Origin of the sequence: Aliirhizobium wenxiniae (genome assembly GCF_014201355.1) — a bacterium.
Classification (GTDB): domain Bacteria; phylum Pseudomonadota; class Alphaproteobacteria; order Rhizobiales; family Rhizobiaceae; genus Neorhizobium; species Neorhizobium wenxiniae.
Map to the genome: position 1 here is coordinate 201566 of NZ_JACHEG010000007.1, position 13636 is coordinate 215201.

Here is a 13636-nt window from a genome sequence, read left to right on the forward strand (position 1 = left end):
CAATCGGGGAATAGGGAGGGTATTTCTTACGGCGAAAGTTTAATTCATGGATGTTTCAGAGTTTCACGATCATTCGCAATTATATCGCGAAATAGAAATCCCGTTCGATTTCACCGAGATCTTCTTCTCCAGGACGGATACGCGGGGAAAAATCCAGTCCGGCAACGAGGTGTTCCAGCGCATAAGCGGCTATTCCTGGAGCGAGCTTGCGGGAAAACCCCATAACATCATTCGCCATGAAGGCGTGCCGCGTGCGGTATTCTGGTTGCTGTGGGACCGTCTGAGACAAGGTCTCCAAACCGGCGCCTATGTAAAGAACAAGAGCAAGGAGGGCCGGTTCTATTGGGTTTATGCCATCATAACTCCGTGCGAAGGCGGTTATCTCTCTGTTCGCATCAAGCCGAGCAGTCCGATATTCGGTATCGTGCAGGCGGAATATGCCGCCCTTGCCCGGATGGAGATTGAAGAGAAACTGTCACCGGCGGAAAGCGCAACGCGACTGATGACGCGCCTTTCGGCTCTCGGTTTCGAAACTTACGATGCCTTCATGGCAACAAGCCTTTCTGCCGAATTCTCGCTGCGTGACGAGAACCTGCAGAAACAGTCGAGGCAGACACTTGCGCTCTATGGACGATTGATGCCCTCTGCCTCGCGGCTTCTGACCGCGGCGCGGCAGATCTCTGAAGGGTATCTCACCTACCGGTTCGTGCCGCTCAACCTGCTGGTTCATGCAGGCCAGATCGGGGAAGCGGGTGCGGCGATCGCAACCATCTCGACGAATTACAACACGCTGTCGGAGGAAATAGAGCGAGGGCTGGACGGCTTTCTGCATGCCGCCCGAACGGTCTCCCACACCATCAATGTCGGGGCGTTTTTACTCGCAACCTCCTACGTACAGCAGGAAATCGCCTGCAGTTTCAGCGCGGAAATCCCCATCGAGGGAGTAGACCATGCGACCGAGACGAATTTTCTGGACCAGCAGAAATCGACCTACCAGGCGGAAGCACTAAAGAGCCTGACCGGCATCGAGGACGAGTTGAAGATCTTCTTCCAGATGGTCTCCGAGATGAAGCGGCTGGCCTCCGGGCTTGCGGCAATCCGTATCATGGGCAAGGTGGAATCCGGGCGGCTGAGCGTTGCCGTCGTCAACGATCTGATCATGGATCTGGAAGCATTTCAGGATATCGTCCAGCGCGGGCTTTCGGATATATTGCAGGCCAATGATGCGCTCAGGATGGATACGTCGCGGCTGCTTGAGGCCTATGCCGCCGAAGACGCCTGACATCGGGCGCAGCTGAAAAATACCGAAACAAACCCGAAATCCGGCTGCGATAAAGTCGGGCGATAAGGCTCCATCGTTTCAGCGATCGGAGCCTTTTCCCTCTCCGGAAACGAGAAGGCCGTGTGAGCGGCCAAATCCGCGAAACCTCGATACGAGAGGACAGACAATGTTGAAATACGCCACCATACTTCTGCTGATGACGGCTGCTACCGCCTCTGCGCAACAGCTGTCGATGAGCGACAAGCTGGCGCTGCGCGACAATTGCAAACAGGACATCCAGAAACTGTGCGCCGACATCAAGCCGGGCGGCGGCCAGCTCATGGCCTGCGTTCAGGAGAAGAAGGCCCAGCTTTCACAGGAATGCGCCGCAACGCTTGCGGACCTGAGGGCCAAGGCGGCCAGGAACTAACCTGACATTTCTACCCGCCACCAGACCGGGCCTTTCGAGCCACGCGGTCTGGTGGCCTGGTCCGTGCTTAAGACACTCAAGCCGGCGAACATGGATCGGTGACAGGAGATCCCTAATGAATATCATCATCAGCATCACCGCCTCTGCATTGTTTGGCCTTGCTGCCCTTCCTTCACCCTCTACCTCCTTCGAAACGACCCAAGCCTCATCTCTTCGGGCACAATCCGGTGAGGCTGATATTGCCTGCGTCGCCGAAGCCTCGGCCTTTGTCGAGGTTGCGGATCTCGCCTATCTCTACCGCGAGAACGGTGAGGTCTTTGCCGGTGCGATCGAGGAACTGCGTGATCAATTGCTGGACTGCCTCGCGACCTTCTATGATGGCGAGGGGCAAAGCGCCTATCCGGCCGGCGACCGGTTGAAACTGATCTGACAGGGGAGCGACAGTCTCAGCGCCCCATTCCTTCGACCGGCAGACAGACGGTGGCGACAAGACCTGAACCTGCCGTCCTGTTTTCAAGCGTGATCGTGCCGCCATGCGCATCGAGGATTTGCCTGACGATGGCAAGGCCGAGGCCAGTGCCGCCATGGCTCCGGTTTCGCGACGGTTCAGCGCGGAAAAAGGGTTCGAAGACGAAGGGCATGTCCTTCTCCTCGATCCCCGGCCCGTCATCCTCGACGATCAGGCAGGCCATGCCATCACGTCTTTCGGTTCTTATCCAGGCATGCGTGCCGTAGCGCAAAGCGTTGGACAGAAGATTGTCGATCACCCTTCGCAGCGCCTTTCGCGGCAGCCGGACATTGAGGGGATCAGCAGACAGGGCCAGGTGAACGGTATCTCCGGCGGGAGCGACTTCCATGGCCGAGGTGCCGACCGCTGCATTCAGCTCCACCGTTTCCGCTTCGGATCCGGCCGAGCTTTCATTGGCGAACAGAAGCACGTCGTTCAGCAACTGCTCCATGGTCTCGACATCAAGGATTGCCTTGTCCCGATGGGTGCCTGCCGGCATCATTTCCAGCCGCAGGCGGAAACGCGTGAGGTAAGTCTTCAGGTCATGCGAGATCGCCCCGAGAAACAGGGTGCGGTTGTTGACGAGGCCGAGAATGCGACCCTGCATGGCATTGATCGCCCGGATCAGGGTTCTCAGTTCCCTTGCCCCCCGCTCCTTCACTTGAACCGGCTCGATGCGGTTTCCGAGTTCATCGACGGTTCGCGCCAACTGGGCAAGCGGCCGCGTTTCGCGCGCCACGGCAAGGACGGCGATGATCGCGACGACGATGCCGAAGAAACCGGCGAGAAAACCGACCGGCAGGTTCCAGACCCGCAATGTCGTCTCGTCGGAAACCGAAAACCGGGCCATCTCTCCGGACTTCAGCCCGACGACAAAGGTCATCAGCGACGAATTGCGCCGATGCTCGCCGGAACTGACCACCCCCACCCGGACACTCCGCCCGGGTTCGAGATCATCGATCATCTTCTGAGTAAGCACGCCCATACGTCTCAGGCTGAAGTCATCCTCGAAGCCTTCGGGCATGGTGGAAATAACCGAGACCTGGAACCCGGAGACGCTCGATACAGCAAGCACGTCCTCACGGTTACGGATATCAGTTTCATCGAGCAGGCGAACGACGGCGACAATACGCTTGGCGATGGCGAAAGGCGGCGGGGGCGATCGCTCGCCATGCAGATAGGAGATCACCACGACCAACTGGCTGACGAACAGCGCCGCCGTGACGATCAGCGCAATACGGGCAACGATGCCGATTTTTCTCAACATTTAGCCGTCCGTCACAGTCGGGTTGAACAGATAGCCGACATTGCGCACGGTCGTGATCACCCGGACATCCGGAGGCAGGCAGGCGGCGAGCTTGGTTCTCAGACGCGAGATCGTCACGTCGATCGTCCGGTCATAGGTTTCAGCCGACGATCCACGGGTGAAATCGAGCAACTGGTCGCGTGAAAGAACCCGCTTCGGCCGTTCGAGGAAACAGGCGAGAAGATCGAATTCGGTGGTGGTGAGCGGCACGCTCGAACCGTCTTCCGTCATGATGCTGCGGGCCTGCGGATCGACGACGAGACCGGCGAAGCGTTTGACCGAATTGCCATGTTCCGATGCCGTTCCCCGCCCCGTCGTGCGGCGCATGACTGCCCGCATGCGGGCAAGCAGTTCGCGCGGATTGAAGGGTTTGCCGAGATAATCATCGGCGCCGAATTCCAGCCCGACGATGCGGTCGATCTCGGCGGTCTTGGCTGTCAGCATGATGATCGGCACCTGGGAGCGCGCCCGGATGCGCTGACAGAATGACAGCCCGTCCTCGCGCGGCATCATCAGGTCGAGAATGATCAGATCCGGCCAGCGACGCTCGACCAGCCGGTCAGCCGATGGCGGGCTGTCGGCGGTCTGCACCAGATAACCTTCGCCGGTGAGGAACTCGTCGAGCAGGTCGCGAATTTCCGGATCGTCCTCGACCACCAGAATTTTCAACTGTTCATCCATTTAACACTGCTCCATCACCCCACCGGGCACGAGCCTATCAGACAGCGCTGCGATTTCGAGACGATTTCGGATTTGTTGCAATTTGTTGCAGGGCCGCCCCGGTGCTGGGCCGATTTGCATGACTGCCTGCAAAATTCTGTAGCAAAGTTGAAACAACCGTTCAAAACTGGCGCGGGAAGATGGCGGCCTCTTCAACACAAGGAGCCGAGCTTTCCATGTCTGCAACTCACCTCTCAAACGACATCCGGGCGGCAGAAGTCCTCGCTTTGATGCCCGCCATGCGGAAGGCCGCGTCTTTGACGATACTGGCGCTGCTGGTGTTCTTCTCTTTCGCAGGCATCAACAAGGCTGCCGCGGCGATCAACGGCGTGGCGGTGACCAGCGTCAACCTGCGCGCCGGGCCGAGCACACGCTATCCGGTGGTGATGGTCATGCCGCAGAGTGCATCGCTTGCCGTCTACGGCTGCACCGGAGACCGGTCCTGGTGTGATGTCAGCTGGTCGGGCGCCCGCGGCTGGGTCGCCGCGAGCTATATCCAGGTCTTCTACAACGGTCGCCCGACCGTGCTGACTGCATCCATCGCACCGGTGGTCGGCATCGCCACGGTCGCCTTCAGCGTCGCATACTGGGACGCGCATTACCATTCGCAGCCCTGGTACGGGCACTGGGACCGCTATTACGTCGGCGGCGGATCGCGTTCGGTGGTTGCCGGTTGCGGAGATCGCGGCTGCGGCGCTGCGGCCGTGACTCGCGGTCCTTATGGCGGCACACGTGCGGCGGCCGCCGGATGCCATGACGGGAATTGCGGCGGGGCTGCCGTGACCAGAGGCCCGAATGGCGGCGGGCGTGCAGCCGTCGGCGGTTGCGGTCCGGAAAAATGCGGCGGTGCGTCGGTCACGCGCGGGCCGCTCGGCAACACGCGCATTCGTCACGGCTCATTCGACCGGCCGTGATGGGATAAAGCGGTTCCGCTTTTCTTGCGAAACCGCTCTATCCATCTTTTTCAACGCAATTCCGGACGCAAAACCGGTTCCCACTTTTGCTGGAATTGCTCATAGCCCGGCTGCGGAACACCAGCCGGGCTATCTAACGCTTTTATCCGTGTGCGAGATCGAAGACGTGATGGTGGATATGCCCGTCGAACATTTCCAGCAGGCCTTTCGTCATCTCGCGGCTCTCGTAGCGAACCGGAGAATCCAAGGCAGCGGCAAGCGCCTCGCGGCTGTCATAGGCGGTCCACAAAACCATCGGAAAGGGCGGAGCCCCCTCGTCCCGTTCGACGGCGTAAAGAACCTTGACCTCGCGGATGCCAGGAAAAGCCAGCCACATCGGCATCAGCTTTTCCGCCACATAGGCCTTGAAGGCGCCTTCCTTGCCGGCATGGATCGAGCCTTCGAAAAATGCCTGACGGATGATCATCGCTGGCTATCCTCAGTTGACGGTGGTCGGCGGCTTTTCGCCGGCAAAATAGGCGGCAAGGTTTTTCAAAACCATCTCGCCCATGCCCATCCGCGTCTCGACCGTGGCGCTGCCGACATGCGGCAGAAGCACGGTGTTCGGCGCGGTGAAAAATTCCTCGCGGATGTTCGGCTCGTTGACGAAGACGTCGAGGCCGGCACCGGCGATCTTTCCGGCAGTCAGCGCGGCGAGCAGCGCATCTTCATCGACCACGGTGCCGCGGGCAATGTTGATCAGATAACCATTCGGACCAAGGGCTTCGAGCATCTCGGCATTGACGATATTGAAGGTCTCGGCATTGGCGGAGATGACGACGCAGAGGACATCGCTGTCCCTGGCAAGATCGAGCGGCGAAGCACAGGCCTTCCAGTCCGTGTCGGTGACCGGAGAACGGTTCCAGTAGCGAACATCCATGCCGAAGGCTTCCGCCTTGCGGCCGACGGTCTTGCCGATCTGGCCGAGGCCGAGAATGCCGAGCCGCTTGCCCTTGGGGCTGGTTGCGAGCGGGAAACCGCCCTTTTTCCAGTTGCCGCTGCGGACATAGCTATCGCCGGCGACGACCTTTCTGAGGACAGCAAGGATGAGGGCGATGCCGACATCGGCGACATCATCGGTCAACACGCCGAGCGTGGTCGCGACATCGACATTACGCTCGCGGGCGAATTTCAGGTCGATCCTGTCGGTGCCGACGCCGTTGACGGCGACAACGCCGAGGTTCGGCAGCTTTTCGATCCACTCGTTGGAGATACCGCCGCCGCCGCCGGTCGCGGCCGCACGGATGCGCGGCAGAGCTTCCTCGATCGACTGTTTCTGGCTCGGGTCATAAGCGCGATGCACGGTGTAGAGGGCATCGAGCTGCTCCTCGATCGGCTTCATCATCTGTTCGAGAAGCAGGAGGTCCGGTTTCATCTGCAGTATCCTTGTTAAGCTTGGATCAGGCGATCTGGCCGAGGAAGTTCTTCAGACGCTCGTTCTTCGGGTTTTCGAAGAATGTATCCGGCGGCCCCATTTCCAGAATTTCACCGCGATCCATGAAGATCACCCGGTCGGCCACCTGACGCGCGAATCCCATCTCGTGGGTTACGCAGAGCATGGTCATGCCTTCCTTGGCAAGGTCGATCATCGTATCCAGGACCTCCTTGACCATTTCAGGGTCGAGTGCGGAGGTCGGCTCGTCGAACAGCATGATTTTCGGGTTCATGCAGAGCGCACGGGCGATAGCCACACGCTGCTGCTGGCCACCGGAAAGCTGGGCCGGGTATTTCTCGGCCTGTTCGGGAATACGGACACGTTCCAGGAAACGGCGGGCGGTCGCCTCTGCTTCCGCCTTGGAAATGCCGCGCACCTTCATCGGCGCGAGCGTGCAGTTTTCGAGCACGGTCATGTGCGGGAAGAGGTTGAAGCTCTGGAAGACCATGCCGGTTTCCTGGCGCACCAGATCGACATTCTTGCCACCGGCGGTCAGGTCGTGACCGTCGACGACGATACGGCCCTGCTGGATGACTTCCAGCTGGTTGATGCAGCGGATCAGCGTCGACTTGCCGGACCCGGACGGTCCGCAGATGACGATGCGCTCACCGCGATTGACCTCAAGATTGACCTCTTTGAGGGCGTGGTAGGCGCCATACCACTTGTTGACGCCTTCCATATGCACGGCCAGATCGGAAGTCCCGCGCACGGCCGCCGCAGTTGCGTTCGCTTTTGCCTCGGTCATGCGAGGAACTCCTTCAGTCTTGAATTACTTCTTCGCTACGAAATCCGGCAGCGGCGAACCGAGCCACTTTTCATGGATCTTGTTGAGTTCGCCGTCAGCCTTGGCCTTTTCGACGAAGGCGTTGACAGCGGTCAACAATTCGGCCGAACCCTTGCGAACGGCGATACCCTGAACCTGCTGGCTCAGCTGCAGTTTCTGGTCGAAACGGCCCGGAGCTGCCTGCTCGATCTGGGTGGCGACGACGTTGGAAACGCCGATCAGCTCGACCTGACCGGACAGCAGTGCCTGAACGGCGCTGGCATCGTCATCGAAACGCTGGATCTTGGCGTCCTTCGGAGCGACCTTGGTGACGGCCGTATCCTGCGTGGATGCACGGGCGACGCCGATCGTCTTGCCCGACAGGTCTTCCGGCTTGGAAACCTTGGTGTCGGAAGCGCCGAAGACGCCGATCGAGATGCCGGCATAGGGCTGCGAGAAATCGACATTCTTGGCGCGTTCCTCGGTAATGCCGAGCGAAGCGACGAGCAGGTCGACCTGATTGCTCTGCAGGTAGGGAATGCGGTTCGGGCCGGTGACCGGAACGATCTGGACCTTGACGCCCCATTCCTTGCCGAGCAGCTTGGCGACGTCGGCGTCATAGCCGTCTGGCTCGTTCGACGTGTTCATGATGCCGAATGGCGGGAAGTCGACCATCATGCCGATCTTGACCGTGCCGGCCGACTTGATGGTTTCGACCGTCTGTGCCGATGCGAACGAAGCGGTTGCCCCGATGACCAGTGCGGCGCCGATGCCGGCCATTGCCATGCGTCTCGAAATGCTCATGTTCCTACCCTTTCTTGTCCACCGGCATCCTCCCGCCGGCAAAGGACCGGTCAACGCGTTGTCGACCGGGAAAACTTCACTTCCATGCGACGTGCGAGCAGCGACAGCGGCCAGCACAGGATGAAATAGACTGCAGCCACGGTGCCGAACACCATGAACGGGCTGAATGTCGCATTGTTGATGATCTGGCCCTGACGCGTGAGCTCGGTGAAACCGATGATCGCGGCAAGCGAGGTGCCCTTTATCAGCTGCACCAGAAAACCGACCGTCGGGGCAATCGCAATCCGGCTTGCCTGCGGCAGGATGATGTAGCGCATGCGGTTGAAATAGCGCAGGCCAAGGGCGGTTGCCGCTTCACGCTGGCCGGGCGGGATCGCCTCGATGCAGCCGCGCCAGATTTCGCCGAGAAACGCACTGGCATGCAGGGTCAGCGCGACGGCTGCCGCGATCCACGGATTGATCGCGAAGCCCAAAATGTTCATGCCGAAGAACACCAGGAAGAGCTGCATCAACAGCGGCGTGCCCTGGAAGATGCGGATGAAACCAGTGGCGAGCAGGCGAGGCCATTTCGCATCGGAAACGCGGGCAAGCGCGATCAGAAGACCACCGATACCACCGCCGGCAAAGGCGATTGCGGAGAGCGCAATCGTCCACTGCGCCGCCATGACGATGATCCAGAATTCGTTGATGCCAAAAGGTCTGATAAGCATGGTCCAGTCCTCCTCAGCGGCTCAACGGATATCGGAAGGCGGCTTTCTCGATCATCGAGAAGACTGCCGAAAAACCGATCGACATGACAAGATACATAGCGGTGATGACGATATAGACTTCGAAGCTGGCGAAGGTCGCAGACTGCAGATCGTTACCGGCGGCCGCCAGATCGTCGGCCGAGATCGCGGAGACGACGCTGGAGGTCAGCATCAGATAAATGAACTGGCTGGTCAGGGCCGGATAAACGGTCCGAAGCGCCGGTTTCATGATGATATAGCGGAAGATCTGCAGCTTGGAGAGGCCAAGCGCCGTGCCGGCCTCGACCTGGCCCTTTTGGATCGACTCGATGCCGGCGCGGATGATTTCCGTGCCGTAGGCGCCGAAATTCACCACCAGAGCAACGAGCGCCGCGCTGTTGGGCGACAGCCGGATGCCGAGAGACGGCAGCCCGAAGAAGATGAAGAAGATCTGCACCAGGAACGGCGTGTTGCGGATGATCTCGATATAGGCATCGATCACCCAGCGCAGCGGCGCAACCCGCGAGGTCTTGCCGGCGGCACAGAGGATCGACAGGATCAGGCCGATCACCATCGCCGCGCAGGACAGCTGCACCGTTACCCAGGCGCCGAGCAGGAGCTTGTCAAAACCCGCCAATACGGGCTCGAAATTGAAAGTGTACAAGGGCTCCTCCGCGCTCGCATGCCGCACCTCCATGCGACGATTTAGATCGATCTAAATCAGTTGTCCGACAACGTCAACCCGATTCTTGGCGCCTTCCCAAGCTGCTTCCACGCCAAATGGCGCTTGATTGGCGAATATGCAGTTGCGGTGCGTTCACGAGTTTGCGAGGCGCCAGATCCGGCTGGGCCAGGCGATCCAGAAGCAGCTTTGCAGCTCCCTCCCCGATCGCTTCGGGAAAGGTTGCAACAGATGTCAGGCGCGGGCGCATTGCCTCGGCATCCGCGACATCGTCAAAACCCACCAGCGAGAAATCGCGACCAATGCTGATGCCGAGATCATAGAGCCCGGCAGAGAGGCCGAGAGCAACGACATCGTTAAAGCAGACAACTGCGCTCGATCGACGGGAACCTTCGGTAAACAATCCGGCCGCCTCCGCGATAGCGGCAATCTGGTGCGGCACGCGGATGACATTTTCGGGGTCGAGCCCACGCGCCTCCATTGCGTCACGAAAGCCGTCGATCCGCTCCTGGTAGGCCGAATGAATCGGACCATGCAGGGCGAAAGCGATATCCCGGTGCCCGAGTTCCGCCAGATGATCCACCGCCTGGCGCATGCCGAAAGCATAATCGACACCGGCATAGTCACAATCGTCGGTGACGCGCCGCAAGACCTGAACGAGTGGCAGGTCCCACTCGACCATCTTTTCGACCAGCGACATCTCCGTTTCAGCGGCCGGGCAGAGGATAATGCCATCGACGCCGTGTTCGCGCATGCGCGTCAGCAATGTTTCCTGACGGGCAACAAGGTCTCCGCTGTTGACCAGGATCACCACCATGCCGGCCGCGTCGATGATCCGATCAATGCCGGCGAGCAATTCGGTGAAGAACGGATTGACGAGGTTGGGAATGACCACCCCGATTGTCAAGCTGCGATCGGCCCTGAGCCTTGCCGCCCCCATATTGTAGACATAACCGAGCTCCTGCATCACCGCCTCGACCTTGGCACGGGTCTCGGTGCTGACCAGCGGGCTCTTGCGGATAACGAGCGACGCCGTTGCGCGCGAAACGCTTGCATGACGGGCAACATCAAGCAGCGTGACGCGATTTTTCTTTCGGCCTTCGGATAACATGGCTGTGCATCGCCCTCCCGAGCCGAAGCAGTATTGCGCCTATAGATTGATCGCTATCAATCTTCGGTCAATCCTTTGGCGAGCACGAAAATGGATTACCCTCAGTTTCCGACAGTCTATCCTATCGCTCCAGAGCGACCGTCTTGATCACCGCAAAAACTGGTTTGCCGATGACAAGCTGTAGCCGCTCCACCGAGAGCGTGGTGATGCGGGCAAGCACGATATCGGCACCAGAGCGGATGTGGATACGCGCCATTCCCTCGCCATCCGGCTCGATTGCCGAAACATGGCCTTCGATGATGTTGAGCGCGCTCAGGCCTTCCGGGCGGATCGTCGCGACCATCACATCCCGTTCCGGAATATGAATGCGCACGCTCTGGCCGGCGACAAGCCTTGCGGTCGGCACGGTCATGCTGGCCGCCGAGAGATTGACCGTTGAAAGGCCGTGCGCAGCATCAACCATCTGGACTGTGCCAGACAGTACTGCACCAGCTTCCCGACGGTCGGTGGATGGCAGGGAGAGAATTTCGGATGGTGTACCGGTTGCTTCGACCCGGCCATCCTTCATCATCACCACCTTATCGGCGAGCTGCGCCACCTCGGCAACCGAATGACTGACATAGACGATCGGCGTTGCTGTCTCGTCGCGCAATCGCTGGAGATAGGGGAGGATTTCGGCCTTGCGGGCTTCGTCAAGTGCTGCGAGCGGCTCGTCCATCAACAGCAGGCGCGGCGCTGACAGCAGGGCCCGGCCGATTGCCACGCGCTGCTTTTCGCCACCCGACAGGCCGCCGGGCCGCCGTTCCAGCAATGCGTCGATGCCGAGCATCTGGATGATGCGGTCGAACTCGGCTGCTTGCGCATTCTTCGGCGCGAACCAGCGGCCATAGGTGAGGTTCCGACGGACCGAGAGATGCGGGAAAAGCCGGCCTTCCTGAAAGACATAACCGAAACGCCGCCTGTGCTTGGGCACGAAGATGCGCTTTTGCGTATCGACCAGCACTTCGCCATCGATCACCAACCGGCCATGATCGGGTTTCGAAAGACCTGCAATGATCCGCACCATCGACGTCTTGCCCGACCCCGAGCGGCCGAACAGCGCGGTGACCCCGCCTTCGGATGAAAAGCCGGCATCGAGCGAGAAGACGCCGAGTTTCTGTCTTGCTTCGACGAGAAGGGTCATTCGGGGCTCACCCTTTTTCCGACGACATGAGCAAGCAGTTCCGAGGCGAGCAATGCGGCAAAGGAGATGACGATCGCAACGATGGTGAGGCGCATGGCACCTAGATCGCCGCCCGGCACCTGGGTGAAGGTGTAGATGGCCGCCGACAGCGTCTGTGTTTCGCCCGGGATGTTGGAGACGAAGGTGATCGTCGCGCCGAACTCGCCCATCGCCTTGGCAAATGCGAGGATCATGCCGGCGATGATGCCGGGCAGGATCAGCGGCAGCGTGACAGTGAGGAATACCCAGGCAGGGCTTGCGCCGAGCGTTCCGGCGGCCTCCTCAAGCTTGCGATCGACGGATTCGATCGACAGTCGGATGGAGCGCACCATCAGTGGAAAGCCCATCACCCCACAGGCAAGGGCAGCTCCGGTCCAGCGGAAGGACAAAACGATGCCGAGATATTCGTTGAGAAAGGAGCCGATGACACCGCGACGGCCGAACAGCACGAGCAGGATGAAACCGGTAACGACCGGCGGCAGGATCAGCGGCAGGTGAACGATGCCGTTGAGGATCGACTTGCCCCAGAATTTTCCTCGCGCCAGAAGATAGGCGGTGACGATGCCGAACGGCAGGCTGACGATCATGGCAATGCCGGAGACCCACAGACTAAGCCTGATTGCCACCCATTCCTCATCGCTCAATACCAGCCAATCCAACGCTTCACTCCGCATGAAAACGGCCTCCGCTGAAGCGGAAGCCGCAATTTCCTGTTATTCAAGACGTTACTTCAGAACCGTAAAACCTTCCTTCTCGAAGAAGGGGGCGGCCTTGGCGGACTTCAGATAGTCGAGATAGGCGGCAGCATCCGGCGCCTTGGATTCGGACAGGATGGCGATCGGGTAGATGATCGGCGCATGGCTTTCTTCCGGGAAGGTGCCGACGACGGCGACACCCGGATCGGCAGCGGCATCGGTTGCGTAGACGATGCCGTAAGGCGCTTCACCGCGGGAGACGAGCGCAAGGGCGGCACGCACGCTTTCGGCACCGGCAACGCTCTTTTCGACCGAAGCCCAAGTACCGAGCTTTTCGAGTGCAGCCTTGCCGTATTTGCCGGCCGGAACGCTGTCCGGCGCGCCCATGGCAAGCTTGCCGCCGTTCAAGAGAGCGGCGAGGTCAAAACCCTGCTTGATATCAACCGGCTTGGCATTTTCCTTCGGTGCGACCAGCACGATGCGGTTACCGAGCCAGTTGGACTTCGTGTCTTCCTTCACGAGCTTCTTGTCGGAAACATATTTCATCCAGTCGAGGTCGGCCGAGATGAAAATGTCTGCCGGCGCACCAGCCTCGATCTGTTTTGCAAGCGCCGAACTTGCTGCATAGGAGGCAGTCACGTCCTTGGCGGTTTCAGCGCTCCAGGCCTTGTTGGCTGCGTCGAGCGCGTTTTTCATGCTGGCGGCGGCAAACACGGTGACTTTTTCCTGCGCGGAGGCAGGCGTCATGGCCGATCCCATGACGGCGAAGGTCATTGCGGCCGCAACTACGGCTTTATTGATCCAGCGACGGTCAACGATTTTCATTGTAAGGCTCCCTCAATCATCGAAATATCCCGGCAAATATATCGAGACGCGCCACCTTGGCCAGCGTTATATTTATCGGGATATAATGATTTTTCGAGGAGTGCTTTTGTCGATCGCCACGCACGCAGCAATCCCGGCTTGGCGGGCGAGCGTATACATCGCTGGAGGAGGTCGAGAAACCTCCTCCAGTAGT

The 13636-nt window shown here is 59.8% G+C and carries 16 protein-coding genes; 4 read left to right on the forward strand and 12 right to left on the reverse strand.

Annotated features, from left to right (window positions below; all coding sequences use genetic code 11):
- The first annotated feature begins 46 nt into the window (after positions 1-46).
- From HNQ72_RS23950 to HNQ72_RS23960, 3 genes are all read left to right on the forward strand, one after another.
- A complete protein-coding gene (locus tag HNQ72_RS23950; protein WP_183996020.1) occupies positions 47-1282 on the forward strand; it encodes a PAS domain S-box protein in 1236 nt (411 codons plus the stop codon).
- A 166-nt stretch (positions 1283-1448) separates the two neighbouring features.
- Positions 1449-1691 (forward strand): cysteine rich repeat-containing protein, encoded by a 243-nt coding sequence (locus HNQ72_RS23955; RefSeq protein ID WP_183996022.1) that lies wholly within the window; start codon positions 1449-1451, stop codon positions 1689-1691.
- A gap of 115 nt (positions 1692-1806) precedes the next feature.
- On the forward strand, positions 1807-2121 hold the full coding sequence (locus HNQ72_RS23960; protein ID WP_183996024.1) for a hypothetical protein: 315 nt from the start codon (positions 1807-1809) through the stop codon (positions 2119-2121).
- Between the two features lie 16 nt (positions 2122-2137).
- Here the strand turns inward: HNQ72_RS23960 and HNQ72_RS23965 are convergent, their stop codons facing one another.
- Both HNQ72_RS23965 and HNQ72_RS23970 read right to left on the reverse strand, forming a co-directional pair.
- Positions 2138-3466, reverse strand: a complete 1329-nt coding sequence (locus HNQ72_RS23965) for an ATP-binding protein (protein ID WP_183996026.1) — start codon at positions 3464-3466, stop codon at positions 2138-2140.
- Entirely contained in the window at positions 3467-4186 is a 720-nt protein-coding gene (locus HNQ72_RS23970) for a response regulator (protein ID WP_183996028.1), read from the reverse strand.
- Between the two features lie 215 nt (positions 4187-4401).
- Between HNQ72_RS23970 and HNQ72_RS23975 the strand changes: the two genes are divergently transcribed.
- The gene (locus tag HNQ72_RS23975; RefSeq protein WP_183996030.1) at positions 4402-5139 is read left to right on the forward strand and encodes an SH3 domain-containing protein; all 738 of its coding nucleotides are present in this window, start codon (positions 4402-4404) and stop codon (positions 5137-5139) included.
- Positions 5140-5281: 142 nt separating this feature from the next.
- Here HNQ72_RS23975 and HNQ72_RS23980 read toward each other — a convergent pair whose 3' ends face one another.
- From HNQ72_RS23980 to modA, 10 genes are all read right to left on the reverse strand, one after another.
- On the reverse strand, positions 5282-5605 hold the full coding sequence (locus HNQ72_RS23980; protein ID WP_183996032.1) for an EthD domain-containing protein: 324 nt from the start codon (positions 5603-5605) through the stop codon (positions 5282-5284).
- A gap of 12 nt (positions 5606-5617) precedes the next feature.
- Complete coding sequence (locus HNQ72_RS23985; protein WP_183996131.1) at positions 5618-6523, reverse strand: 2-hydroxyacid dehydrogenase; 906 nt, start codon at positions 6521-6523, stop codon at positions 5618-5620.
- Positions 6524-6578: 55 nt separating this feature from the next.
- Positions 6579-7358, reverse strand: coding sequence for an amino acid ABC transporter ATP-binding protein (locus HNQ72_RS23990; RefSeq protein WP_183996034.1), 780 nt, complete (start codon positions 7356-7358; stop codon positions 6579-6581).
- A gap of 24 nt (positions 7359-7382) precedes the next feature.
- On the reverse strand, positions 7383-8180 hold the full coding sequence (locus HNQ72_RS23995; RefSeq protein WP_148147038.1) for a transporter substrate-binding domain-containing protein: 798 nt from the start codon (positions 8178-8180) through the stop codon (positions 7383-7385).
- A 50-nt stretch (positions 8181-8230) separates the two neighbouring features.
- Entirely contained in the window at positions 8231-8890 is a 660-nt protein-coding gene (locus HNQ72_RS24000) for an amino acid ABC transporter permease (RefSeq protein WP_183996036.1), read from the reverse strand.
- 13 nt (positions 8891-8903) lie between these two features.
- Positions 8904-9572, reverse strand: a complete 669-nt coding sequence (locus HNQ72_RS24005; protein WP_183996038.1) for an amino acid ABC transporter permease — start codon at positions 9570-9572, stop codon at positions 8904-8906.
- Between the two features lie 73 nt (positions 9573-9645).
- Complete coding sequence (locus tag HNQ72_RS24010) at positions 9646-10701, reverse strand: LacI family DNA-binding transcriptional regulator (protein WP_183996040.1); 1056 nt, start codon at positions 10699-10701, stop codon at positions 9646-9648.
- Positions 10702-10822: 121 nt separating this feature from the next.
- Positions 10823-11884 (reverse strand): molybdenum ABC transporter ATP-binding protein, encoded by a 1062-nt coding sequence (modC, locus tag HNQ72_RS24015; RefSeq protein ID WP_183996042.1) that lies wholly within the window; start codon positions 11882-11884, stop codon positions 10823-10825.
- Positions 11881-12597, reverse strand: a complete 717-nt coding sequence (gene modB, locus HNQ72_RS24020) for a molybdate ABC transporter permease subunit (protein WP_183996044.1) — start codon at positions 12595-12597, stop codon at positions 11881-11883. The genes modC and modB overlap by 4 nt, the downstream gene beginning before the upstream one ends.
- A gap of 51 nt (positions 12598-12648) precedes the next feature.
- Positions 12649-13443, reverse strand: coding sequence for a molybdate ABC transporter substrate-binding protein (gene modA, locus HNQ72_RS24025; protein WP_183996046.1), 795 nt, complete (start codon positions 13441-13443; stop codon positions 12649-12651).
- Positions 13444-13636 lie beyond the last annotated feature (193 nt).

Excerpts from the sequence above, each read along its gene's own strand:
- HNQ72_RS24010 (WP_183996040.1), bottom strand. The coding sequence starts at position 10,701 with ATGTTATCCGAAGGCCGAAAGAAAAATCGCGTCACGCTGCTTGATGTT.
- modC (WP_183996042.1), bottom strand. The coding sequence starts at position 11,884 with ATGACCCTTCTCGTCGAAGCAAGACAGAAACTCGGCGTCTTCTCGCTC.
- modA (WP_183996046.1), bottom strand. The coding sequence starts at position 13,443 with ATGAAAATCGTTGACCGTCGCTGGATCAATAAAGCCGTAGTTGCGGCC.
- HNQ72_RS23965 (WP_183996026.1), bottom strand. The coding sequence starts at position 3,466 with ATGTTGAGAAAAATCGGCATCGTTGCCCGTATTGCGCTGATCGTCACG.
- HNQ72_RS23975 (WP_183996030.1), top strand. The coding sequence starts at position 4,402 with ATGTCTGCAACTCACCTCTCAAACGACATCCGGGCGGCAGAAGTCCTC.
- HNQ72_RS23980 (WP_183996032.1), bottom strand. The coding sequence starts at position 5,605 with ATGATCATCCGTCAGGCATTTTTCGAAGGCTCGATCCATGCCGGCAAG.
- HNQ72_RS23995 (WP_148147038.1), bottom strand. The coding sequence starts at position 8,180 with ATGAGCATTTCGAGACGCATGGCAATGGCCGGCATCGGCGCCGCACTG.
- HNQ72_RS23985 (WP_183996131.1), bottom strand. The coding sequence starts at position 6,523 with ATGATGAAGCCGATCGAGGAGCAGCTCGATGCCCTCTACACCGTGCAT.
- HNQ72_RS24000 (WP_183996036.1), bottom strand. The coding sequence starts at position 8,890 with ATGCTTATCAGACCTTTTGGCATCAACGAATTCTGGATCATCGTCATG.
- HNQ72_RS23990 (WP_183996034.1), bottom strand. The coding sequence starts at position 7,358 with ATGACCGAGGCAAAAGCGAACGCAACTGCGGCGGCCGTGCGCGGGACT.
- modB (WP_183996044.1), bottom strand. The coding sequence starts at position 12,597 with ATGCGGAGTGAAGCGTTGGATTGGCTGGTATTGAGCGATGAGGAATGG.
- HNQ72_RS23950 (WP_183996020.1), top strand. The coding sequence starts at position 47 with ATGGATGTTTCAGAGTTTCACGATCATTCGCAATTATATCGCGAAATA.
- HNQ72_RS23960 (WP_183996024.1), top strand. The coding sequence starts at position 1,807 with ATGAATATCATCATCAGCATCACCGCCTCTGCATTGTTTGGCCTTGCT.
- HNQ72_RS23955 (WP_183996022.1), top strand. The coding sequence starts at position 1,449 with ATGTTGAAATACGCCACCATACTTCTGCTGATGACGGCTGCTACCGCC.
- HNQ72_RS23970 (WP_183996028.1), bottom strand. The coding sequence starts at position 4,186 with ATGGATGAACAGTTGAAAATTCTGGTGGTCGAGGACGATCCGGAAATT.